The organism is Bradyrhizobium sp. SZCCT0231 (assembly GCF_018130245.1).
Lineage (GTDB): Bacteria > Pseudomonadota > Alphaproteobacteria > Rhizobiales > Xanthobacteraceae > Bradyrhizobium > Bradyrhizobium japonicum_F.
In genome coordinates, this window is sequence record NZ_JAFCKP010000001.1 from 704,316 (window position 1) to 725,072 (window position 20,757).

A 20,757-nucleotide genomic window follows, 5' to 3' on the forward strand; every position below is an offset into this window, starting at 1 on the left:
CCTCACCCGGCGCTCCGCGCCGACCTCTCCCGCAAGCGGGAGAGGTGCACCGAATGCGTGGATGAATTCTGCTACCCCAACTGTGAGAAATCAAACTATGACCAATATCGGCTTCATCGGACTTGGCACCATGGGACGGCCGATGGCCGGCCATCTTCTGACTGCGGGCCATCGGGTTCTCCTGCATGACGTCGCATCGGTCGCGCCTGAGCTGATCGCGGCCGGCGGTGTCGCCTGCAAATCGGCCAGGGAAGTCGCAGAGCAGGCGAACGCCGTCATCATCATGGTGCCGGATACGCCGCATGTCGAAGCCGTGCTGTTCGGCAAGGAGGGCGTCGCGAGCGGCATCTCCAAGGGCAAGATCGTCGTCGACATGAGCTCGATCTCGCCGCTGGCGACGAAGGAGTTCGCGAAGAAGATCGAGGCGCTGGGTGCGGATTATCTCGATGCGCCGGTGTCGGGCGGGGAGGTCGGGGCAAAAGCTGCGAGTCTGACCATCATGGTTGGCGGGCCGGAGCGGGCCTTCGGCACCATGAAGCCGATCTTCGACAAGATGGGCAAGAATGTCACGCATGTCGGCGCCAATGGCGACGGCCAGACGACGAAGGTCGCCAACCAGATCATCGTCGCGCTGACGATCGAGGCGGTGAGCGAAGCGCTGTTGTTCGCATCCAAGGCCGGCGCGAATCCTGCGCTGGTGCGCAAGGCGCTGATGGGCGGCTTTGCCTCGTCGCGGATTCTCGAAGTGCATGGCGAGCGCATGGTGAAGCGCAATTTCGATCCGGGCTTCCGCATCGAGCTGCACCAGAAGGATCTCAACCTCGCGCTCGAAGGCGCGCGCGCACTCGGCCTCTCGCTGCCGAGCACGGCGGTGGCGCAGCAATTGTTCTCGTCCTGCACCGCGCATGGCGGCAAGGCCTGGGATCACTCGGCCATGGTGCGGGCGCTGGAACTGATGGCGGGCCACGAGATCGCCGCAACCTGAACTGTTACGCGGTAACACTCTCCAGATGTGTGATGCATCTTTCGTCGCGGGGGAACCGGAACAATGGTCCGGCCCCGCGGGTTGAAGCTGCACAACAATCACTGGAGGCGTAAGGATATGAAAACCCGTCTTGCGATTACGGTGGCTGCCGCCTCGCTGCTGGCGTCGAGCGCAGCCTTTGCCCAGTCGACCACCGAAAAGGGCGCCCGAGACGGCGCGCGTGCGGGTGGCGACATCGGCGGCCCGATCGGCGCGATGGTCGGCGGCACCGTCGGTGCGGCCGTCGGCGCGGGGCTCGAAATTCCGAATGCGGTGCTGGGCGGAATCCCGCGTAATGACTCCGTCGTGATTCACGAGCGCGTCGTCGTCGGTGAGCCGCTGCCTCCGACCGTGGTGCTGCGGCCCGTGCCGAACTACACCGAGTATCGCTATGCGGTCGTGAACGATCGCCGCGTGATCGTCGAGCCGCGCACGCGCCGCGTGGTCAGGATCATCGACTGATCTGCGTAACCCGATACGCTGGTTGAGGCCCTGCGGAGTGTCACTCCGCGGGGCCTTCGCTTGTCACGGCGGAGCTTGTGCGAAAGCGCGTGAGCAGCCAATCGGCCGCGGCCGCGAGCGCAAAGCCGATCCAGGCGGTGGCGGCATCGACCAGAAAATCCTCCAGCCGGGCGTGGCGTCCGGGTGCCCAAAATTGCATCAGCTCGAGCACGCCAATCAGGACGATCGCGGCCGCTGCGCTCAGCAGCCGCCGGCGCGGATAGGCGAGGCCGAAGGCCAATCCCACCAGGATGAAGGCAAGCGCATGTTCGCCGTCCTGGCCGAGGTCGGAATGAGGCCGCAGGCCGGGGGGACCTAGAGTGGCGAAAGTGACGGCGGCCGCGAGCAGCCAGGCAAAGGTACGAATGAAAAAGGACATCCGGACCGCTTAGCACGGATTTGGTCGGGTTGTCGCGAGGCTGGTATCAGATCGCCGTGTAGTTAATGACAAAATGTCAGAGCGGCTCGCGCACGCCCAGGCCGTGCATGAAGCGTTCCCGGATCTGCACGGGGTCGCGGCGGGTGGTGCCCACGCCCGGCTTATCGTCGATCCTGACGCCGATCAGGTTGGGCTCGGAGGCAGCCATCGCATCGTCGACCAGCCGCTCGAAATCCTCCTCGTCCGCGGCCCAGGCGCTGTTGGCAAGACCGGAGCCGATGGCGATGGCGACGATGTCGGCGACGTTCGCTGCCGGTGTCGGCTGCGCGCCGGTGATCTGGTAGATGCCGTTGTCCATCACGATCATCGTGAGGTTCTTCGGCTTCAGGGCTGCAATCGTCGACAGCGCGCCGAGCTGCATCAAGAGCGAGCCGTCGCCTTCGAGCGCGAAGACGCGGCGCTCGGGCTGCGCCAGCGCCACGCCAAGCGCGATCGAGAAGGCGAGGCCCATGCTGCCGAGCATGTAGAAGTTCTGCGGGCGGTGGCCGGCGGCCCAGAGATCGAAATTGGTGTTGCCGATGCCGCCGATCACGGCTTCCTCGTTTCGGAGCTTTGCGATCAGGCGCGAGGTGACGTCGAACCGGTTCATCACCTTGGTGTTGCGATTGTCCAATTCTTGATTCATTTGGCTGGCCTCACTTGTCGAAGACCTTGCCGCCGGTGAGCAGCGGGTTGAGGATCAGCGCCACCGGCGCCTGCGTGGTGACGGCCTGCTTGATCGAGCGGTCGGCAATGAATTCGAGCTCGTCGAGCCGGGTGATGGTGTGGTGCTCCAACGCCAGCGAATCCAGCACCGGGCGCATGGTGCGGCAGACCAATGACTGGCCGTAGTTGAACTCGCCGAGCGTGCCGCGCTCGGACACGAACATGATCAGCGGAATCTGGTAGGGCACCGCGAGCGAGGCCAGCACGTTGGCGAGCGTGGCAAAGCCGGAGGTCTGCATCAGCACCGCGCCGCGCCGGCCACCCATCCAGGCGCCCGAGACGATGCCGACCGCTTCCTCCTCGCGGGCGGTGGCGAAGGTGGTGAAGAAGGGATCGGCGTGCAGGTTCTTGATCAGCGGCGTCAGCACGCGGTCGGGGACGTAAGGGATCAGGCTGATCTCGTTCCGCTTCAGGGTCTGCAGGACGATGCCGTGCCAGCTTCTGTCGCCGGCTCCCTGGGTTGCCTGGGACGAGGTCTGTTGCTCCGCAATCGCCATTGCGTCCTCCCTGGGGCCGCGCATGCTTCTTGGTTCTGGCCGTCGCGGCGGTCTGCCGAACTTGACGCGGGCAGCGGGATTGTCAACATGTCCGCGCCGGTACCGTGATCTGCGCCAGAAGGCCTGCCGGGGCGGGCACCGCAATGTCATAAGTGCGGCAACGAAGAAACGGGAGGAAGCACCGGAGGGAGCGCGTCGCGCCGACCTTGCCAAGCTCCCTCGCGAGCGAGCCGGAAGGGTCCTGATGTCCGTCAACAACAAGCGCGTCTTCTACGTCAAATATCTGGCCAATCCGATCTATATCGACATCCTGAAGGCGCGACCCGACGTCCGGCTCGATCGGATCGAGAACGAGAGCCCTGAAGATTTCTATGCGCCGATCCTGAGCGCGGCCCATGTCTACCAGATCGGCGCGGCCCGCGACGAGCTGGCACCGCATTTCCACGTCGATGCCGCCTTCCTGAAGCGGACGCCGAATTTGCTGCTGGTCTCCAGCAATGGCGCCGGCTTCGATCCCGTCGACGTCGAGGCCTGCACGGAGGCGGGCGTCGTAGTCGTCAACCAGTCCGGCGGCAACGCCCATTCGGTCGCCGAGCATGCGCTGGCGATGATGCTGACGCTGTCCAAGCGGATCATCCAGTCCGACCGGCGCCTGCGCCGCGAACGCGACGTCAACCGCAACGATCTCGTCGGCAACGAGGTCGAGCACAAGACCGTCGGCATCATCGGCCTCGGCAATGTCGGTCGCCGCATCGCCGCGCTGTGCAAGGGCCTGCTCGGCATGAAGGTGCTGGCCTATGATCCGTACCTTACGGCCGAGGTGATGGCGGAGCGGGGCGGCGAGAAGGTCGAGCTCGACGAGCTGCTGCGCCGCGCCGATTTTGTCTCGATCTCCTGCCCGCTGAACAAGAGTAGCCGCAACATGATCAGCGTGCGCGAATTCGCGCTGATGCAGCCGCATGCCTATTTCATAACCACCGCGCGCGGCTTCATCCACGACGAGGATGCGCTGCTCCAGGCGCTGCGCGACAAGCGCATTGCGGGTGCCGGCCTCGACGTCTGGTCCAAGGAGCCGCCGCCGCCGGAGCATCCGCTGCTTCAGTTCGATAACGTGCTGGCGAGCCCGCACACGGCAGGCGTCACCATCGAGGCGCGCCAGAACATGGGCCGCATCGCCGCCGAACAGGTGCTGGATGTGCTCGACGGCAAGCGCCCGCCGCGCATCATCAATCCCGAGGTCTGGCCGCGTTATGCGGAGCGCTTCAAGCAGGCTTTTGGGGTGACGCCGGGCTAGGGGCGCGCGAAGCCTAGTCGCGCGCCGATCGTTGGTTATGAGGATGAAAACAGAAAGCGGCGGATTTTACTGATGGCGTGAATGAACGTGTATGACTTGTCCTGTAGATCAGGGAACATGAGCATACTTTCGATTGCGACATCCGGACTTTCTGCGGCGAGTTTGCGCGTGAACGTGGCCGCGAGCAATATCGCCAACATCAGCACGACCGGCCCGCTACCCGCGTCAGGCGGATCGAGCGCATCGGCCGGTGCGGGCATCGCTCCAACGTTTCCTGCAGCCTACGTGCCGTTACGAGTCGACCAGGTCTCCCAGTCGAGCGGTTCGACGCCGGGCGGTACGGTTGCGACCGTATCGACGGTGTCGCCGAGCTATACCGCGCAATCCGACCCGAGCGCTCCCTTCGCAAACCAGGACGGCCTGGTCGCAGCGCCGAATGTCGATCTTGCTAGCGAATTCGCTCAGCTGGCGACCGCAAAGTACAGCTTCATTGCCAATGCGAAGGTCATTCAGGCCTACGCCGAGACGGAAGACACGCTCCTCGACATCAAGGCGTGAGGGTTGACGTCGGCCGCGTCTCGCCAGCCTGGGCCACTACCCCAGCTTTGCGCCGAGCTGCTGGAACACGGCCTCACAGGTCATGAGGTCGAGATGGCCGCCGCCCGCGTTCTTGAAGAACGTGATGTCGGACGGTGACGTTCGCCCCTGTACCCGGCCGCCGGCGAGATCGTAGAGGTCGCCGAGGACGTCCGCCTCGCTGATCGCGCCGCTCGCGATCGGCTGCAGGATGTCGCCGACGCCGTGGAAGGCGGATTCCCGCCGGTCCACGAAGACGCGGGAGCGCTTGGCCGCCTCGTCATCGGCCTCACGGGTTTGCGGCGTGTAGCCGCCGACGAGGTCCAGATGCGTGCCCGGCCGCAGATTGCGGCCCTTGATCAGCGGCTGATGCGCGCGGGTGCAGGTGGTGATGACATCGGCCTCGCGCGTTGCGGCGTCGAGATCCGCGATTGCTTCCGCCTTGATGCCGGACTTCGCCAAGCGCTGAGCGAGATCCACGGCCCGGTCTGGACTTCGATTCCAGATCAGCACGCGCTCGAGCGACGGGCGCACGGTGCGATGACCCCGGATCAGCCATTCGGACATCTCGCCGGCGCCGACGCAGAGCAGCGTCTCGGGATCGGGCGGGGCGAGCAGTTTCGTGGCCAGCGCGGAGTCGGCTGCGGTGCGCCAATGCGTGATCTCGGTCCCGTCCATCGCCGCCAGCGGCCGCCCATTGGCGCCGTCGAACAGCACGCACACGGCCTGCACCGCCGGTATCTTGCCTTCGGCCAGATTGGCCGGAAAGCTGGTGAACATCTTGCTGGCCATGTATCGGCCGGGATCGACGGCGCTGCGGATGACGTATTGACCCCTCTCGTCTCCAAGGAAGGCGTCCAGCACCTCCATCTTCGGCCGGCGATGCGCTTCTTCCAGGGCCGCAATCAGGATGGGAAAGGTCAGAACTTTCGTGACTTCGGTATCGGAGACAAAGTGCAAGGCAAATTCCTTATTGGCGACCGGCATTTGCCCATAAACCCGCGCGGCAGGTTCCGCAACGAATCTTCCGCCGGGACTCGACAAGCCTTGATCCGCGTCAAAATCTCCTTCCCTTGTCCGCCGTAAATAGGATTAGAGTACCGCCGGGGCAGTTGGGAGGTCCCATGTCAACCTATGTCGTCAAGTTCATGAAGGACGTGCTCGGCGAATACGGCCGGCAGATCGAGGTCTGCCAGGGTACGCTCGAGATCGACGCCGCCGACGAGGACGAGGCCAGGGAGCAGGCGAAAGCGAGATTCTGCAAGGACCAGGCGTTGTGCCACTGGTCGCTGCATGCCGACCGCATCCAGGTCAAGCCGGCTGATTTTCCGTCCTGATGGCTACCGACCCGGCGTCGTGACGGGCGGAGGTGCTGTCGTGCCTGCGCCGAGCGATCGCTGCACCATGACGGTGTCGGACCAGCGGCCGTGGCGATAGGCGACGCCGCAGAGCAGGCCGGCGCGCGCGAAGCCGAATTTTTCGTGCAGCGCCAGCGAGGGCGCGTTGTCGGCGTCGATGTAACCGATCAACTGGCGGAAGCCGGCCGCCGCGCAGGCGTCGATCAATTCCTGGAGCAATAGCCGTCCGACTCCGCGGCCGAGATGGGCGTGGTGGACGTAGATCGAATGCTTGGCCGTGTAGCGATAGGCCGGGCGCTTGCGGAACAGCACGGCATAGGCATAGCCGACGACCTCGCCGCGCCAGGTGGCGACCAGATGCGGCAGGCGGGTCTGCTTCAGGTTCTTGCGACGGTCGCGCAGATCGTCCGGCTCTGGCGCTCCGGTTCCCTCGACGTCGCGCGGCACGCCATTGCGGACGTGATGGCGGTAGATCGCCAGCATCGCCTCGACATCGCTCTCGCGTGACGGCCTGACCAGGACGGGTTCGTCACTCGCGCGCGCTGCTGTTTCGTTCATCGGCACCTACTCGGCAACGACATAAGTGTAGAGCCCGATGCGCCCGTTCGCATCGATCTCCTTGTAGACACCCTGGATCTCGACATCGAAGCCCGGGAATATGTTGAAGCAGGTCTCGAACATCTTGAGATAATCGATCATGGGCTTCGCCCGTTCCGTCAGCCGCTCGCCGGGCACGATGGTGGCGATGCCGGGCGGATAGACCACGAAGGGCGTGGTGGCGATGCGGCCGGCGATCGCCTCGATCGGGAGGTAGTCGACGTCGTTCTTGAACAGATAGCGCGCGGCATCGCGGGGCGACATCGCGATCTCGGGCATGTGCTCGGGCATGAACTGCCGCGCCTGCAGCGCGCTGACATCGGCGGCGCGGAAGAATCGGTGCATGTCGCCGCAGAGATCGCGCAGGCGCACGCCTGCGTAGCGCGCCTGCCGCCGCTGATGGAATTCCGGGATCGCGTCGGCCAGCAGCGCATTGTCGTCATGCAGCCTCTTGAACGCGACAAGGCCGGAGATCAGCGTGCCGGCCTTGCTCGCCTCGACGCCGGGGGTGAGCAGGAAGAGCAGGGAGTTGAGGTCGTTCTTCTCGGGGACGATGCGGTTCTCTCGCAAATATTGCGCGACGACCGGCGCGGGAATGCCGTGCTCGGCATAGGCGCCGGTGGCGCGGTCGAATCCGGGGGTGAGCAAGGTCAGCTTGTTCGGATCGGTCATGGCAAAACCTTCCGCGAGATCGGGAAAGCCGTGCCAGTTGGTATCGGGAGAGAGCTGCCACAGCGCGGGATTGGTGGCGAGCTCGTCGGTAGAGAGGGTCTCCCAGGCGACGTTATGCGTGGCACCGGGGCGGCTGACATCGGGAATGGCGACGCGATCGGGAACGAAGGGCTCGAAGAACCAGCGCCGATCCGGATTTTGCTCCTTTTCCTCGAACTCTCGGCGCATTGCGCGGACCTTCTTGCGCAGTTCGATGCCGAGGCGGATCGTGTCGTCCCACAGCACTTCGCCGGAACGGCCCTTCATCATCTGCGCGCCGACGTCGAGCGAGGCGAACAGCGGGTAGAAGGGTGAGGTCGAGGCATGCTGCATGAAGCTCTCGTTGAAGCGGCGGTGCTCGACGCGCCGTTTCTGGCCGCGGATGTGACGGTCCTTGATGTGGATCTGCGAAGCCTGCGAGAAGCTTGCGAGCTGCTTGTGGGTCGACTGCGTCGCGATGATGCCGGGAGCTTCGGGTGGAAGATTTGCCAACCCCATGGCGAAGCGGCCGGCATAGAGCGGGTGAAACTTCATGAAGCCGGCCCAGGCCTCGTCGAACAGAATGTAGTCGCAGAGATGGCCGATGCGCTTGATGATCATCTCGGCGCTGTGGATCGAGCCGTCATAGGTGCACTGCTCGACCACGGCGACGCGGAACGGCCGTTCCTTGCGCCAGGCGTCGCGATCCTTCACGAGCGGGTGGTTGCGGATCGCCTCGCGCAGGGTCCTCTCGTCGAGCATGTCCCAACGCATCGGGCCGATCAGGCCCCAGGCGTTGCGGACGGTCGGCACATAGACCGGGATGCCGCCATTGATCATCAGCGCGCCGTGATGGGCGGCCTTGTGGTTGTTGCGATCGAACAGCACGAGATCGCCGTCGGTGACGAGGGCGCCGAGCGCGACCTTGTTGGAGGTCGAGGTGCCGTTGAGCACGAAATAGGTCTTTTCCGCGCCGAAGATCGCCGCCGCTTCCTTCTGCGCCTTCAGCGCCGGCCCCTCATGGGTGAGGAGGTCGCCGAGGTCGAGCACGGAATTGTCGAGGTCGTCGCGGAACACGGATTCGCCGAGATGCTCGACGAACACGCGCCCGATCGGGCTGCGGTTGTAGAACACGCCGCCATTGTGGCCCGGACAGGTCCAGAGCTGGTTGCCTTCCTCGGCATAGTCGACCAGCGCGCCGAAGAACGGCGTCTTCAGCGTCTCGGCATATTGCTTGAGACGGCTGATCAGGTTCTTGGCGATGAAGGGCGGCGTCTCCTCGGACAGGAAGACATAGCCGTCGATGAAATCCAGCACCTCGACCGGCAGGTCCTCGAACCGTTTGCGCCGGATCAGCAGGATGATCGGGAAGTCGAGGCCGCGGCGCCGCATCAGGTTGATCAGCGCCGAGGTCTTGCCCTCCAGCCCCTTCTTGCCCCAGTCCACCACCATGCAGCCGATCGCAGCATCGGTCTGCACCGCCATCTCGGCGTCCTCCAGCTTGCGGGCCCGGACCACCTCGAAGCCGGAGCGCTGGATCTCCTCGATGATCTGGTTGAAGCGGACGCCCTCGAGGTCGTCGGCGTCGAACATTGGTGCTGCGAACAGGAAGTTGAAGCGCTTGAAATAGTCCATGGTCCGTCCCGAATGTGCCAGAAGCACAGCTCTCGGCACATTCGATGACAGTTGGATGACGGCAATGCCGGATCGCCTCCGCGCATTTGCGGAAGGAGAGGGCGACTACCGCTTCGCCTCGCCGAACACCACGGTCGGCACGGCGCGGTTGACGATCTCGCGCAGCGCGAAGCTCGATTGGACCCGCGCGACGCGGGGCAAGTGGGACAACTCGGTACGGTGGATGCGCTCGAAATCCTGGATGTCGCGGGCGAGCACGATCAGGATGTAGTCGTCGGTCCCCGACATCAGGAAGCAGCGCACGACCGAGGGGCACTTCACCACCTCCGCCTCGAACGCCTTCAGTGCTTCGTCGCTCTGGCTCTCCAGCGCGATGCGAACCAGCACTGTGGTGGTGAGACCGAACTGGGCGAGGTCGAGCGCGGCCCGGTAGGCCTGGATGTAGCCGTCGTCCTCCAGCGCCTTCTGCCGCCGCGCCAGCGCCGTGCTCGACAGTCCGACCTTGTTGGCGAGCTCGGTGTGGCTGGCCCGCGCGTTCGTCGTGAGTTCCGCGAGAATGGCGAGGTCTTTCCGGTCCAGGGCCAAAGTTTTGTTTCCAGCGTGAAAGGATGTTTCCGCGCCGGAAACCGGCGCGGGCGCAGCCAAACTAGCGGATATTTGCACGAAACCAAACCGGTCCTCTCGCTACGATCAACAACGGAATCAATTCGTTGGCGAAGGAGCGGAAGATGCACGTCGGTGTTCCCAGGGAGATCAAGGTGCAGGAATATCGCGTCGGGCTCACGCCGGGCGCGGTCCGTGAATATGTCGCCGTCGGGCATCAGGTGACGGTCGAGACCGGCGCCGGCAGCGGCATCGGCGCGTCCGACGAGGTCTATCGGCGGGCAGGGGCTGCGATCGCCGACAGCGCCCGCGAGATATTCGCCAAGTCCGACATGATCGTGAAGGTGAAGGAGCCGCAGCGAAGCGAATGGGCTCAGCTCCGCGAAAGCCAGATCCTGTTTACTTACCTCCATCTTGCGCCGGATCCCGAACAGGCCAAGGGCCTGCTTGCTTCCGGCTGCACCGCGATCGCCTATGAAACCGTCACCGACGCGGCCGGCCACCTCCCCCTGCTCGCGCCGATGAGCGAAGTCGCCGGCCGCCTCGCCATCGAGGCTGCCGGCGCCGCGCTCAAGCGGTCGGCCGGCGGTCGCGGGCTGTTGCTTGGCGGCGTCCCCGGCGTGCAGCCGGCGCGCGTCGTCGTGCTCGGCGGCGGCGTGGTGGGAACGCAGGCGGCGCGGATGGCCGCAGGGCTCGGCGCGGAAGTCACCGTGATCGACCGCTCGCTCCCCCGGCTTCGGCAGCTCGATGATCTCTTTATGGGGCGCGTGCGGACGCGCTTTTCGACGATCGAGTCGGTCGAGGAGGAGGCGTTCGCCGCTGACGTCGTGATCGGCGCGGTGCTGGTGCCCGGCGCAAGTGCGCCGAAACTCGTCACCCGTGCGATGCTCAAATCGATGCGGCCCGGCGCGGTGCTGGTGGATGTTGCAATCGACCAAGGCGGCTGCTTCGAGACCTCTCATCCGACCACGCACGCTGAGCCAACCTACGAGGTCGACGGCGTCGTGCATTATTGCGTCGCCAACATGCCGGGCGCGGTGCCGGTGACCTCGAGCCAGGCCCTGAACAACGCGACGCTGCCGTTTGGCCTGATGCTCGCGAACAAGGGCTTTGCCGCGGTGCTGGAGAACCCGCATTTGCGCAACGGGCTGAACGTCCATCGCGGGCGGATTACCAACAAGGCGGTGGCGGAGAGTCTCGGGCTGGAGTTTGCTCCGGTGGGGAGCGGGCTGGCGGCTTAGCGAAATAGGCCATCGTCGGTGCGGCGCTATCAACCGACTGGAAGATGGCGCTGCCGCCGTGCTCCGAGCCCGGGAATCCCGACGCGGTGAAGGCGTTGTGACTGGCACAGCGGTGTCCAAAATCGGCGGGAAGAAGAAAACTGTTGCCGCGGCTTTGTCAGGGGGAAGGAGTTTCCCCTTACGAGGGCAAAAACGCCAATCGCTTCCATTGCTGTTTGGGGCCGAAACGACGACATTTCTGCCAGACATTGATGGATCGGCAGCTATGGAACGCACCGCATTTGAGCCCTTCGGCGAGCAGCTGGTGTCCGGAACGGACGCCCAGCCGAAATCGCGTGCCTCAAAGCTCCTGCTGCGGGCCGGCACCGCGCTGTTCTGGTCGCTGGTCGCGGGCATCGTGCTGGCGCGTGCGACCTTCTTCGAGCCGGGCATCTATGACGGCTTCAGCCGCGTCGCCTCGCTCGCCAAGAGCCTGATCTTCTAAGGTCCGCCTGATCTTCCGAGCCTGATTATTCCAGGGCGAGCACAGAACTTCCCTCGGCCCTGATATGTCGAAAACATATTTCCCAATCGGGCTGCGCTGCGTATAAATCCTTCTCCTCCGGGAGAAATTTGTGTCGCAGAATCAAGCATCCAGCCCAGCCGATTCCAAGCCGGCCACCGCCATCAGCCGCATTGCGGCGCTGATTCCGGGCATTCTCCTCTGCATTCTCGTTGCCGGTGTCTCGGCCCTGCTGGAGCGGGCGGAACTGGGCGTGTTCGAGCACCCCTATGTCGAGGCGCTGGTGATGGCGATCCTGCTCGGCATGGCGCTGCGCAGCTTCTGGAAGCCGGCCGCGCGCTGGCAGGCCGGGATCGCCTTCAGCGCCAAGCAGCTGCTCGAAGTCGCAGTGATGTTGCTCGGGGCCTCCATCAGCTTCGCCGCGATAGCGGCTTCTGGCATTGCGCTGCTCGCCTCCATTGCCGCGGTCGTCGTGGTCGCGCTCTGCGTCTCCTTCGGCCTCAGCCGGCTGCTCGGCCTGTCGACGCGGCTGTCGATCCTGATCGCCTGCGGCAACTCGATCTGCGGCAATTCAGCGATCGCCGCCGTGGCGCCCATCATCGGCGCCACCAACGACGAGATTGCGTCCTCGATCTCCTTCACGGCGATCCTCGGCGTGATGATGGTGCTGGGCCTGCCGCTGCTGATCCCGCTGCTGCAGCTGTCCGCCACGCAATACGGCATCCTCGCCGGTCTCACCGTCTACGCGGTGCCGCAGGTGCTGGCGGCGACGGTGCCGGCCGGCCTCGTCTCGACGCAGATCGGCACGCTGGTCAAGCTGATGCGCGTCTTGATGCTGGGGCCCGTCGTCGTCGGCCTGTCGCTGATCGCCTCGCGCTGGCACAGCGATGCCAAGAAGACCAATGTCGGATTCTTCCGCTTAGTGCCGTGGTTCATCCTCGGCTTCCTCGCGCTGGCGACCCTGCGTTCGCTCGAGATCGTGCCGGCCACGGTGGTCGGCCCGGTGACGAAGATCACGAGCTTTCTCACCGTGGTGTCGATGGCCGCGCTCGGCCTCGGTGTCGACGTGCGGGTGCTGGCGAATGTCGGCGGCCGGGTGACAGCCGCCGTGACGCTGTCGCTGATGCTGCTGCTGGGGATCAGCATCGCATTGGTGCATTGGTTCAAGTGATTAAAGCGACACTGCTGTAGGGTGGGCAAAGGCGCGAAAGCGCCGTGCCCACCATGGATCCGCATTCGAGGTGAGGATGGTGGGCACGCTTTCGCTTTGCCCACCCTACGAGACGTCATCCACGACGTGGGTCGGGCAAATCAAATCACGTCCGCCAGCGAATGCCCGTGCAGCTCGATGTTCAGCCCCTGCATGCCCATGTCGTTGATCTCGCCGCCCATCGCTTTCAGGCTTTCCTCGCGGATCAGCGACATCAGCCCGCGGCGCAGCGCCAGGAATTCCGACGACATCATCATGGATTGCTGCCGCGGCCGCTCCAGCGGGATCGGGATCTCCGCCTTGATCGAGCCGGGACGCGCGGTCATGCAGTAGACGCGGTCCGACAGGAAGATCGCCTCGTCGATGTCGTGGGTGACGAACAGCACCGAGATCTTCAGCCGCTGCCACATGTTGGTGAGGATCTGCTGCATGATGACGCGCGTCTGCGCGTCGAGCGCGCCGAACGGCTCGTCCAGCAGCAGCACCTTCGGTCCCGTCGCGAGCGCTCGGACGATGCCGACGCGCTGCTTCATGCCGCCGGAGAGCTTTTCCGGATAGTGCTTCTCGAACGCCTCCAGCCCGGCAAGCCCGAGCAGGGTGCGCGCGGCACGCTCGCGCTGCGAGCGAGGCATGCCGCGCATCTTCAGGCCGAACTCGACATTCTCGCGTACCGTCTTCCAGGGAAACAGCGAATATTGCTGGAACACCATGCCGCGCTCGGCGCTGGGGCCGCTCACGCGCTCGCCGTCGACGGTGACCATGCCCGTCGTCGGCTTGAGGAAGCCGGCGACCGCATTGAGCAGCGTCGACTTCCCGCAGCCGGAAGGGCCGACGATCGAGACGAACTCGCCGGGTTTCACATGGATCTGCGTGTCGGCGACGGCCTGAACCGGTCCCTCGATGGTCTCGTAGGCGAGGGAGAAGCTCCTGACCTCGATGTGGCCCTTCGACGCGTTCGCAGGCATCTCGCTCATGTCGACCTCCACGGCATCACCAATTGCCCGGCGCCGCGGATCAACAGGCTCGATCCGAGGCCGAGCACGCCGATCGCGATCATGCCGAGCGCGATATCGGCATATTGGACCAGCGAATAGGCTTCCCAGGTGAAATAGCCGATACCGTACTGGCCTGAGATCATCTCGGCGGCGATCAGCGACACCCATGCCACGCCCATGCCGACGGTGAGGCCGGTGAAGATGTGCGGCAGGGAGGCCGGGAAATACACTTCGCGGAAGATCGAGCGCTCGCGTGCGCCGAGACATTGCGCCGCGCGCACCAGCACCGGATCGACCAGCGACATGCCGTGCAGCGTGTTGACCAGGATCGGGAAGAACGAGCCGAGAAAGGTGATGAAGACGATGCTCTGCTCGTTGGTCGGCCATAGCATGATCGCCATCGGCACCCAGGCGATCGCCGGGATCGGCCGCAGCACCTCCGCGACCGGGAAGATGATCTCGTGCACCAGCTTGAAGCGGCCCATGATCAAGCCGAGCGGCACGCCGATGATCGCCGCCAGCGAGAAGCCGATGAAGATGCGCCGGCAGCTGAGCAGGATGTGCATCAGGAATTTTGGATCGTGCATCGCCTTGGTGAAGCTGGCATAGACCGCGAGCGGCGAGGGCACGTTGGTGAAGCGCACAAAGAACACGACGCGATAGGTCGTGAGCAGATGCCAGACCAGGAGGAACGCGAGCAGCGAAATGATGCCGATCGCGGTGGCGCGTAGACCCGCCCGATTGAGCCGATACCAGCGCAGCGCGAGCGTACCGAAGGAGGCGGGTGGCGCGGGCGGCGTAACGACGGGCGCGGGGCCCGCCGTTGCAATGGCTGTTGCTGGCATGCTGTCCTCGGGATGTCTGACCAGGGCGGGACTGCTCACGTCTTGCCTCCGCCAACCGCCGCTTTCACCGCGTCCTCGAAGCCGAGCACCTTGCCGCCGATCTTGGCCGCATAGGCTTCGGCGTCCTTCTTCAGCAGGAACGGTGCGACATCGCCATTGCCAACCGCGAAGAAGGCCTGGTCGGCGAACAGCTTGATGCCGCGCGTGGTGTCGAAGACATAGGCGACGTTAATCTTCTTGCCCTTGGACTTGAAGTCGGCGTAGGCACCGAGAGTGCAGCTGGCCGACGAGAAGGGCAGAATGCCGGCATCATCCACCCACACCTCGCCGGCCTTGCGCGGATCGGCGATCGGCTTCTTGCAGAAGGCATCTTCGCCGGAGATTTCATAATTCTTCGTGCTTGCAAGCTGCGCGTCGTAGTCGAGCTTCATCTCGGCATAGGCCTTGCGGATGTAGCTGTCGTCGACCCACTTCTTCGGATCGAACTCCTTCATGCGGCCGAGGTTTTGCAGCACCTTCACGTCGGCTGTGGCGGCATCGATCAGCGCCGGCTTGATCGTGGGATCGGTGGTCATGTTGCCGCTGGGGCCGAGAAAGATGTAGACGACCTCCTTGCTGATGCCGGTCCATTCCTGGATCTTTTCGGCCGCGAGCTTGGGATCGTCGCGCAGCCACTGATTGGCGGCGATCACCGCCTTGAAGTAGGCGACGACGACTTCGGGATATTTTTCGGCGAAATCGGTGCGGACGACAATGCCGTGGAAGGTCGGCAAGTTCGTCTCGACGCCGTCGAAGATCTTTCGCGCGAAGCCGCGGAACGGCAGCAGCTCGGCGAAGGGGACGAAGTCGGCGTGGGCGTCGATCTTCTTTTCCTGGAGATTGGTTGAGCCGACCTCGGGGCTCTGGCTGACGAGCTGGAAGAAGTCGGATGCATAGCCGCGGTCCTGCATCGCCTTCAGCACCATGCCGTGCGCGGCAGAGCCGAAGGGCACGCTGACCAGCTTGCCCTTGAGATCGGCGAGGTCGTAGTAGGGCGAATCCTTGTGAACGACCATGCCATTGCCGGAGCCGGACAGGCTGTAGGCGGCGACCCCCATCAGCCGGCTCTTGCTCTCGGGGTTGCTCTCGAAGGTGAAGCCGTTCACGATCAGCGGATAGTCGCCCATCATGCCGATCTGCAGCTTGTTCGCCATCATCGCATTGGTGACGGGCGGGCCGGAGGTGAAGTTCTGCCACTCCAGCTCGAACTTGACGTTGGCATACTTGCCGTCTTTCGGCAGATATTTCTCGAGCAGATGCAACTGGCGGATGACGACGCCTGCGGTCACCGTGTTGGTCGTGGTGTCCTGCGTTCCGATGCCGAGCGTGACGGTTTCCGCCGAAGCCGGCTGCGTGACGAGTAGCGCCAGCGACGTCACCGACGTCGCGATCGAGAGCGTGGGAAGATGGCGGACCATTCTCATCCTCATTCGGTTGGATGTGCTGTGGTTGCCATGATTGGGTGAGGGCGCAGGCAGGGCAAATCCGGAGTGGCCGCCGCAGTCGATTAGTTGCCGGGAAAAGCTGATTGCATACTCCTTGGGCAGTCCTGCACTATAAAGCCGCTTGCCTGTGCACCAGCCTTGGTCGCAGCCCCTTCAATCCGACGCCTGACCGCGCATCTCCTCCAGCACGTCGGCCCGGCACACCACGATCTGCGACCGCTTGGTCAGGACGATTCCCTTCTCCTGCATCCGCTTCAGGCTGATCGTGACCCATTGCCTGGTGGCGCCGACCATGTGGGCGATGTCGGCATGGGTGAAGGCTGCGGCGATCACGGTGCCGTCGGCATCCTCGACGCCGTAGAGCTCGACGAGATGCAGCAAGAGATGCGCAAGACGCTGCGTGATCGAGCGCGTTCCCAGCATCTGAGCCAGCGCCGAATAGCATTTGCCCTTGAACGTGAGGCCTTCGATCAGGCCGATGGCGAGGTTCGGGATCTCTGCGGCAAGGGATCGCAGTTCCTTTCCAGGCAGGTGCACGACGCTGCAATTGCTGGAGGCAACGCCGGACCATTGATGCACGGTGCCCTCGAACACTTCGGGACCGCCGACGAAATTGCCGACATGCCAATAGGCCAGCGTGATCTCGCGCCCGAGCGGCGAGGTGTAGAACACGCGGATGCGGCCGCTCTCGATCAGCCAGATGCCGTCATGCTTGCCGCCCTGGCTGAACAGTGTCTGGCCGCGGTTGAGCACCTTGCGGCGGCCCTGCTTCAGCACCAGCTCCCGCTCGCGCGGTGAGAGCTTGTCCATCAACGGTGGTGGACCGCCGATCCATTGCTGGTTCTCGGTGAGCAGCAGCGAGGAACCGCCAGCAGGCCGCATCGCTGCGGGGACAGCCCCGCGAACCGCATTCGCCGCCTGCAACATTCGTCTGCCTCCGGAACGTTCAAATCGTTCTAAAGAGGAGCAATGTCCGTGCCAGATGGGGCCCGGGAGCGCGCCTGTGGCAGGGTGTTGCCACTGATTCCGCTGTCATCGCCCGCCTTGTGCGCGTTTGCGCACTGGGGCGGGCGATCCAGTATTCCAGAGACGTTGATGGATACGGAGAGGCCGCGGCGTACTGGATTCCCCGCCTGCGCGGGGAATGACAGCGGTGAGTATAGGGAGATCGAGGCCTACTGTCCCGCCAGGCTCAGCAGATACGGCTTCGGGTAAATTCCCCGGTTATGACCATCCGAGAACGAGATGTTCAGCCCATAGCCGAGATCGCCAATCTCGGTGATCGCAATCCCCGGAAATGCGTCCGGGAAGCGACCGTCGAAGCGGGCGCGGGTGCAGTGGGCGCATTTGCAGGAGCGGCGGAGTGTCTCGGCAGAAACGCTGAGCGCGTCGTCCTGCGCGGTGCGGACGAGGAGCGAAGCGAGATCGGCGCTGGCTTCATAGCCGGCCACGGTCGGTGCCACCAATGTCATGGTCATGACGAACCTCTGACTTCATTCTACGTCGACGCGGGAGCGCACGAATAGCAACTAATTGCCGGCGCGGGCGTGATCGCGTGCTCTCTCTTCAATCAACGCACGCGAAATGTGAAACTAATCGACCGGGAATTTCACTTCCGAATTGCCGGGCTCTCCTCTCTCCGAAACCTTGTGCGTCATCGATGGCGAGGGAGAGACGATGAGTGCATTTCAGAAGGAGACGGTTCTGTCGGTCAGGCACTGGACCGATTCCCTGTTCAGCTTCACCGCGACGCGCGATCCCGGCTTCCGCTTCCAGAACGGCCAGTTCGCAATGATTGGTCTGGAGGTCGAGGGCAAGCCGTTGATGCGGGCCTACAGCATGGCGAGTGCCAATCACGAGGAGGCGCTCGAGTTCTTCTCGATCAAGGTGCAGGACGGCCCGCTGACCTCGCGCCTTCAGAAGATCAGGGAAGGCGACATCATCCTGGTCGGCCGCAAGGCGACGGGCACGCTGATTACCGGCAACCTCATTCCCGGCAAGCGCCTGCTGCTGCTCTCGACCGGAACGGGCTTGGCGCCCTTCGCCAGCCTGATCAAGGACCCCGACGTCTATGAGAATTACGAGACCATCGTGCTCGCCCATGGCTGCCGCCAGGTCTCGGAACTCGCCTATGGCGAGCACCTCGTCGAGGGCCTGCGCAATCACGCATTCTTCGGCCCCTTGATCCGCGACAAGCTCGTCTACTACCCGACCGTCACCCGCGAGCCGTTCCGGAATCGCGGCCGCATCACCGACCTGATCGTCTCCAACCAGCTCTTCGAGGATATCGGCCAGCCCGGCCTCGACATCGAGACGGACCGCATCATGCTGTGCGGCAGCCCGGCGATGCTCGAAGAGCTGCATGCGATGTTCTCGGCGCGCGGCTTTGTCGAGGGCAACCATAGCCAGCCCGGCCATTTCGTCATCGAAAAAGCCTTCGTCGAGCGCTGAGGCACAAATCGCGTCCCAGCGACAACTAATTGCTATCGCCGGGACGCCGGCTGAACAAATCTGATGCAGAGGCGCCGGGATCGGCGAACCAGGAGCAAGTGATGGCACTAGATCAGATCGTCGACGGACTTTCGGAGGTTTCCTGCGATGTGCTGGTGATCGGCGGCGGCACGGCCGGCCCGATGGCGGCGCTGAAGGCGAAACTGAAGAACCCGAAGGCCAATGTCGTCCTGCTCGAAAAGGCCAACGTCAAGCGTTCCGGCGCGATCTCGATGGGCATGGACGGGCTGAACAATGCCGTCATTCCCGGCTACGCGACGCCCGAGCAGTACACCAAGGAAATCACCATCGCCAATGACGGCATCGTCGACCAGAAGGCGGTCTATAAATACGCGCAGAACTGCTTTGGCATCATCGAGGAGCTCGACAGCTTCGGCATCCGCTTCCTGAAGAACGAGAACGGCGACTACGCCGTCAAGAAGGTGCATCACATCGGCACCTATGTGCTGCCGATGCCGAACGGCGAAACGGTGAAGAAGGCGCTCTACCGCCAGCTCCGCCGTGCCCGCATCCTGATCTCCAACCGCTACATGGCGACGCGGCTGCTCAAGTCGACCGACGGCCGCGTCGCCGGTGCGATCTCCGTCAACACCCGCACGGCCGAGATGCTGGTGATCAAGGCCAAGGCCGTGATCCTCTGCATGGGCGCCGCCGGCCGCCTGGGATTGCCTACCTCCGGCTACATGTTCGGCACCTATGAGAACGCCGCCAATTCCGGCGACGGCTATGCCATGGCCTATCACGCCGGCGCAGCGCTCGCGAACCTCGAATGCTTCCAGATCAACCCGCTGATCAAGGACTATAACGGCCCGGCCTGCGCCTATGTCGCAGGTCCCTTCGGCGCATATACGGCGAACAACGAAGGCTCGCGCTTCATCGAATGCGACTACTGGTCCGGCCAGATGATGCTGGAGTTCTACAACGAGCTCTTGTCCGGCAAGGGGCCGGTGTTCCTCCAGCTCAAGCATCTGCATCCCGACACCATCTCCGAGATCGAATCGACGCTGCACAAGGTCGAGCGTCCGACGCGCGGCCTGTTCCAGCAGGGGCGGGGCGTCGACTACCGCAGCGAGTCGATCGAGATGCACATCTCCGAGATCGGTTTCTGCTCCGGCCACAGCGCCTCCGGCGTGTTCGTCGACGACAACGCCCGCACCACCGTGCCCGGCCTCTACGCCGCCGGCGACATGGCGAGCGTGCCGCACAATTACATGCTGGGTGCCTTCACCAACGGCTCGGTCGCCGGCATCGACGCGATGGAATTCGCCGACAGCCACGATTTTGCGGAGTTCGACGCCGCCGAGGTCGCGCTGGAGCGCGACCGCGTGATGGCGCCGACGAAGCGCGAGGACGGCATTCCGCCGAACCAGATCGAGTACAAGACGCGCCGCCTCGTCAACGATTATCTCCAGCCGCCGAAGGTCACGCGCAAATACGAGCTCGGCATACGGCGCCTCGCCGAGGCGCGGGAGGACATGCAGGAGCGCATGATCGCGCGCAACGCGCACGAGCTGCTCCGCGCCCTCGAAGTGCAGTCGATCATGGACTGCGCCGACATGGCCGCGCACGCCTCGCTCTACCGCGAGGAGAGCCGCTGGGGCCTCTATCACTGGCGCACGGATTTCCCGGACAAGGACAACGAGAACTGGTTCTGCCACACGCTGCTGAGCAAGCGCGACGGCAAGATGACCAGCGAGAAGCGCGCCGTCGAGCCCTACGTCGTGCCGATCGCCGACGACGAGAAGGATCTTTACGACAAGCAGCGCATCCGCGCCTCGGCCTGATCCACCAGAACACAGCAACAGGAGACATCAAATGCCTCTCGCCTCCTATCAGACATCGGTTCCGGTGGTCGTCGACGACGCCAAATGCATCGCGGACAAGGGCTGCACGGTGTGCGTCGATGTCTGCCCGCTCGACGTGCTGCGCATCAGCGACATGACGAACAAGGCTTACATGGCCTATGACGAGTGCTGGTACTGCATGCCCTGCGAGGCCGATTGCCCGACCGGCGCGGTCACCGTCAACATTCCCTATCTGTTGAGGTGAT

Annotated in this window: 23 protein-coding genes; 11 read left to right on the forward strand and 12 right to left on the reverse strand. The window is 64.1% G+C overall.

Translation table 11 applies throughout. The features are described from left to right. Positions 1 to 61 precede the first annotated feature (61 nt). Both JQ566_RS03130 and JQ566_RS03135 read left to right on the forward strand, forming a co-directional pair. The gene (locus JQ566_RS03130) at positions 62 to 985 is read left to right on the forward strand and encodes a 2-hydroxy-3-oxopropionate reductase (RefSeq protein ID WP_212369806.1); all 924 of its coding nucleotides are present in this window, start codon (positions 62 to 64) and stop codon (positions 983 to 985) included. A 117-nt stretch (positions 986 to 1,102) separates the two neighbouring features. Next, the gene (locus JQ566_RS03135; protein WP_212369809.1) at positions 1,103 to 1,486 is read left to right on the forward strand and encodes a DUF1236 domain-containing protein; all 384 of its coding nucleotides are present in this window, start codon (positions 1,103 to 1,105) and stop codon (positions 1,484 to 1,486) included. A gap of 40 nt (positions 1,487 to 1,526) precedes the next feature. On the opposite strand, the gene JQ566_RS03140 is transcribed toward JQ566_RS03135, so the two are convergent. From JQ566_RS03140 to JQ566_RS03150, 3 genes are all read right to left on the reverse strand, one after another. Continuing rightward, the gene (locus JQ566_RS03140) at positions 1,527 to 1,904 is read right to left on the reverse strand and encodes a VanZ family protein (protein WP_212369812.1); all 378 of its coding nucleotides are present in this window, start codon (positions 1,902 to 1,904) and stop codon (positions 1,527 to 1,529) included. A gap of 76 nt (positions 1,905 to 1,980) precedes the next feature. Beyond that, positions 1,981 to 2,589 (reverse strand): thiamine pyrophosphate-dependent enzyme, encoded by a 609-nt coding sequence (locus JQ566_RS03145; RefSeq protein ID WP_212369817.1) that lies wholly within the window; start codon positions 2,587 to 2,589, stop codon positions 1,981 to 1,983. Between the two features lie 10 nt (positions 2,590 to 2,599). Further along, positions 2,600 to 3,166 (reverse strand): thiamine pyrophosphate-binding protein, encoded by a 567-nt coding sequence (locus tag JQ566_RS03150; RefSeq protein ID WP_212369820.1) that lies wholly within the window; start codon positions 3,164 to 3,166, stop codon positions 2,600 to 2,602. Positions 3,167 to 3,410: 244 nt separating this feature from the next. Here JQ566_RS03150 and JQ566_RS03155 point away from each other — a divergent pair, with 244 nt between their 5' ends. Continuing rightward, the gene (locus JQ566_RS03155) at positions 3,411 to 4,460 is read left to right on the forward strand and encodes a hydroxyacid dehydrogenase (RefSeq protein ID WP_212369823.1); all 1,050 of its coding nucleotides are present in this window, start codon (positions 3,411 to 3,413) and stop codon (positions 4,458 to 4,460) included. Positions 4,461 to 4,577: 117 nt separating this feature from the next. After that, the gene (locus tag JQ566_RS03160; RefSeq protein WP_212371464.1) at positions 4,578 to 5,018 is read left to right on the forward strand and encodes a flagellar basal body rod protein FlgC; all 441 of its coding nucleotides are present in this window, start codon (positions 4,578 to 4,580) and stop codon (positions 5,016 to 5,018) included. 36 nt (positions 5,019 to 5,054) lie between these two features. Here JQ566_RS03160 and JQ566_RS03165 read toward each other — a convergent pair whose 3' ends face one another. Beyond that, positions 5,055 to 5,996, reverse strand: a complete 942-nt coding sequence (locus JQ566_RS03165) for an ornithine cyclodeaminase family protein (RefSeq protein WP_212369826.1) — start codon at positions 5,994 to 5,996, stop codon at positions 5,055 to 5,057. A 164-nt stretch (positions 5,997 to 6,160) separates the two neighbouring features. On the opposite strand from JQ566_RS03165, the gene JQ566_RS03170 reads away from it, so the two are divergent. Next, positions 6,161 to 6,373: a hypothetical protein gene (locus JQ566_RS03170; RefSeq protein WP_212369829.1), complete on the forward strand. Its 213-nt coding sequence runs from the start codon at positions 6,161 to 6,163 to the stop codon at positions 6,371 to 6,373. Positions 6,374 to 6,376: 3 nt separating this feature from the next. On the opposite strand, the gene JQ566_RS03175 is transcribed toward JQ566_RS03170, so the two are convergent. The 3 genes from JQ566_RS03175 to JQ566_RS03185 all read right to left on the reverse strand — a co-directional run bounded on the left by JQ566_RS03175 (position 6,377) and on the right by JQ566_RS03185 (position 9,901). Next, positions 6,377 to 6,952 carry a GNAT family N-acetyltransferase gene (locus tag JQ566_RS03175; protein ID WP_212369832.1) on the reverse strand — a complete coding sequence of 192 codons (576 nt, stop codon included), beginning with the start codon at positions 6,950 to 6,952 and terminating at the stop codon, positions 6,377 to 6,379. Between the two features lie 6 nt (positions 6,953 to 6,958). Continuing rightward, positions 6,959 to 9,316, reverse strand: a complete 2,358-nt coding sequence (locus JQ566_RS03180; RefSeq protein ID WP_212369835.1) for an Orn/Lys/Arg family decarboxylase — start codon at positions 9,314 to 9,316, stop codon at positions 6,959 to 6,961. 105 nt (positions 9,317 to 9,421) lie between these two features. Continuing rightward, positions 9,422 to 9,901 carry an Lrp/AsnC family transcriptional regulator gene (locus tag JQ566_RS03185; RefSeq protein WP_212369838.1) on the reverse strand — a complete coding sequence of 160 codons (480 nt, stop codon included), beginning with the start codon at positions 9,899 to 9,901 and terminating at the stop codon, positions 9,422 to 9,424. A gap of 143 nt (positions 9,902 to 10,044) precedes the next feature. On the opposite strand from JQ566_RS03185, the gene ald reads away from it, so the two are divergent. The 3 genes from ald (at position 10,045) to JQ566_RS03200 (ending at position 12,833) form a co-directional block, all read left to right on the forward strand. Then, entirely contained in the window at positions 10,045 to 11,160 is a 1,116-nt protein-coding gene (ald, locus tag JQ566_RS03190) for an alanine dehydrogenase (RefSeq protein WP_212369841.1), read from the forward strand. Between the two features lie 265 nt (positions 11,161 to 11,425). After that, on the forward strand, positions 11,426 to 11,644 hold the full coding sequence (locus JQ566_RS03195) for a hypothetical protein (RefSeq protein ID WP_212369844.1): 219 nt from the start codon (positions 11,426 to 11,428) through the stop codon (positions 11,642 to 11,644). 130 nt (positions 11,645 to 11,774) lie between these two features. Next, positions 11,775 to 12,833 (forward strand): YeiH family protein, encoded by a 1,059-nt coding sequence (locus JQ566_RS03200; protein WP_212369859.1) that lies wholly within the window; start codon positions 11,775 to 11,777, stop codon positions 12,831 to 12,833. Between the two features lie 140 nt (positions 12,834 to 12,973). Here the strand turns inward: JQ566_RS03200 and JQ566_RS03205 are convergent, their stop codons facing one another. The 5 genes from JQ566_RS03205 to JQ566_RS03225 form a co-directional block, all read right to left on the reverse strand. After that, complete coding sequence (locus tag JQ566_RS03205) at positions 12,974 to 13,846, reverse strand: ABC transporter ATP-binding protein (protein ID WP_212369862.1); 873 nt, start codon at positions 13,844 to 13,846, stop codon at positions 12,974 to 12,976. Continuing rightward, positions 13,843 to 14,751: an ABC transporter permease gene (locus JQ566_RS03210; RefSeq protein WP_212369865.1), complete on the reverse strand. Its 909-nt coding sequence runs from the start codon at positions 14,749 to 14,751 to the stop codon at positions 13,843 to 13,845. Before JQ566_RS03210 ends, JQ566_RS03205 begins: the two co-directional genes overlap by 4 nt. Further along, a complete protein-coding gene (locus JQ566_RS03215; protein WP_212369868.1) occupies positions 14,748 to 16,169 on the reverse strand; it encodes an ABC transporter substrate-binding protein in 1,422 nt (473 codons plus the stop codon). Before JQ566_RS03215 ends, JQ566_RS03210 begins: the two co-directional genes overlap by 4 nt. Before the next feature lie 180 nt (positions 16,170 to 16,349). Next, positions 16,350 to 17,123 (reverse strand): Crp/Fnr family transcriptional regulator, encoded by a 774-nt coding sequence (locus tag JQ566_RS03220; RefSeq protein ID WP_212369870.1) that lies wholly within the window; start codon positions 17,121 to 17,123, stop codon positions 16,350 to 16,352. A gap of 248 nt (positions 17,124 to 17,371) precedes the next feature. Further along, entirely contained in the window at positions 17,372 to 17,668 is a 297-nt protein-coding gene (locus tag JQ566_RS03225) for a gamma-butyrobetaine hydroxylase-like domain-containing protein (protein WP_212371465.1), read from the reverse strand. Positions 17,669 to 17,873: 205 nt separating this feature from the next. Here JQ566_RS03225 and JQ566_RS03230 point away from each other — a divergent pair, with 205 nt between their 5' ends. From JQ566_RS03230 to JQ566_RS03240, 3 genes are all read left to right on the forward strand, one after another. Further along, complete coding sequence (locus tag JQ566_RS03230; RefSeq protein ID WP_212369873.1) at positions 17,874 to 18,647, forward strand: ferredoxin--NADP reductase; 774 nt, start codon at positions 17,874 to 17,876, stop codon at positions 18,645 to 18,647. A gap of 101 nt (positions 18,648 to 18,748) precedes the next feature. Further along, positions 18,749 to 20,491 (forward strand): fumarate reductase/succinate dehydrogenase flavoprotein subunit, encoded by a 1,743-nt coding sequence (locus JQ566_RS03235; protein ID WP_212369888.1) that lies wholly within the window; start codon positions 18,749 to 18,751, stop codon positions 20,489 to 20,491. Between the two features lie 31 nt (positions 20,492 to 20,522). Beyond that, a complete protein-coding gene (locus JQ566_RS03240; protein ID WP_007593252.1) occupies positions 20,523 to 20,756 on the forward strand; it encodes a 4Fe-4S dicluster domain-containing protein in 234 nt (77 codons plus the stop codon). Position 20,757: the final 1 nt, after the last annotated feature.

What these genes read in the sequence shown, in the direction of transcription:
- JQ566_RS03130 (WP_212369806.1), top strand. Translation starts at nt 62, where the DNA reads ATGAATTCTGCTACCCCAACTGTGAGAAATCAAACTATGACCAATATC.
- JQ566_RS03135 (WP_212369809.1), top strand. Translation starts at nt 1,103, where the DNA reads ATGAAAACCCGTCTTGCGATTACGGTGGCTGCCGCCTCGCTGCTGGCG.
- JQ566_RS03140 (WP_212369812.1), bottom strand. Translation starts at nt 1,904, where the DNA reads ATGTCCTTTTTCATTCGTACCTTTGCCTGGCTGCTCGCGGCCGCCGTC.
- JQ566_RS03145 (WP_212369817.1), bottom strand. Translation starts at nt 2,589, where the DNA reads ATGAATCAAGAATTGGACAATCGCAACACCAAGGTGATGAACCGGTTC.
- JQ566_RS03150 (WP_212369820.1), bottom strand. Translation starts at nt 3,166, where the DNA reads ATGGCGATTGCGGAGCAACAGACCTCGTCCCAGGCAACCCAGGGAGCC.
- JQ566_RS03155 (WP_212369823.1), top strand. Translation starts at nt 3,411, where the DNA reads ATGTCCGTCAACAACAAGCGCGTCTTCTACGTCAAATATCTGGCCAAT.
- JQ566_RS03160 (WP_212371464.1), top strand. Translation starts at nt 4,578, where the DNA reads ATGAGCATACTTTCGATTGCGACATCCGGACTTTCTGCGGCGAGTTTG.
- JQ566_RS03170 (WP_212369829.1), top strand. Translation starts at nt 6,161, where the DNA reads ATGTCAACCTATGTCGTCAAGTTCATGAAGGACGTGCTCGGCGAATAC.
- JQ566_RS03175 (WP_212369832.1), bottom strand. Translation starts at nt 6,952, where the DNA reads ATGAACGAAACAGCAGCGCGCGCGAGTGACGAACCCGTCCTGGTCAGG.
- JQ566_RS03180 (WP_212369835.1), bottom strand. Translation starts at nt 9,316, where the DNA reads ATGGACTATTTCAAGCGCTTCAACTTCCTGTTCGCAGCACCAATGTTC.
- ald (WP_212369841.1), top strand. Translation starts at nt 10,045, where the DNA reads ATGCACGTCGGTGTTCCCAGGGAGATCAAGGTGCAGGAATATCGCGTC.
- JQ566_RS03195 (WP_212369844.1), top strand. Translation starts at nt 11,426, where the DNA reads ATGGAACGCACCGCATTTGAGCCCTTCGGCGAGCAGCTGGTGTCCGGA.
- JQ566_RS03205 (WP_212369862.1), bottom strand. Translation starts at nt 13,846, where the DNA reads ATGAGCGAGATGCCTGCGAACGCGTCGAAGGGCCACATCGAGGTCAGG.
- JQ566_RS03215 (WP_212369868.1), bottom strand. Translation starts at nt 16,169, where the DNA reads ATGGTCCGCCATCTTCCCACGCTCTCGATCGCGACGTCGGTGACGTCG.
- JQ566_RS03220 (WP_212369870.1), bottom strand. Translation starts at nt 17,123, where the DNA reads ATGTTGCAGGCGGCGAATGCGGTTCGCGGGGCTGTCCCCGCAGCGATG.
- JQ566_RS03225 (WP_212371465.1), bottom strand. Translation starts at nt 17,668, where the DNA reads ATGACATTGGTGGCACCGACCGTGGCCGGCTATGAAGCCAGCGCCGAT.
- JQ566_RS03230 (WP_212369873.1), top strand. Translation starts at nt 17,874, where the DNA reads ATGAGTGCATTTCAGAAGGAGACGGTTCTGTCGGTCAGGCACTGGACC.
- JQ566_RS03235 (WP_212369888.1), top strand. Translation starts at nt 18,749, where the DNA reads ATGGCACTAGATCAGATCGTCGACGGACTTTCGGAGGTTTCCTGCGAT.
- JQ566_RS03240 (WP_007593252.1), top strand. Translation starts at nt 20,523, where the DNA reads ATGCCTCTCGCCTCCTATCAGACATCGGTTCCGGTGGTCGTCGACGAC.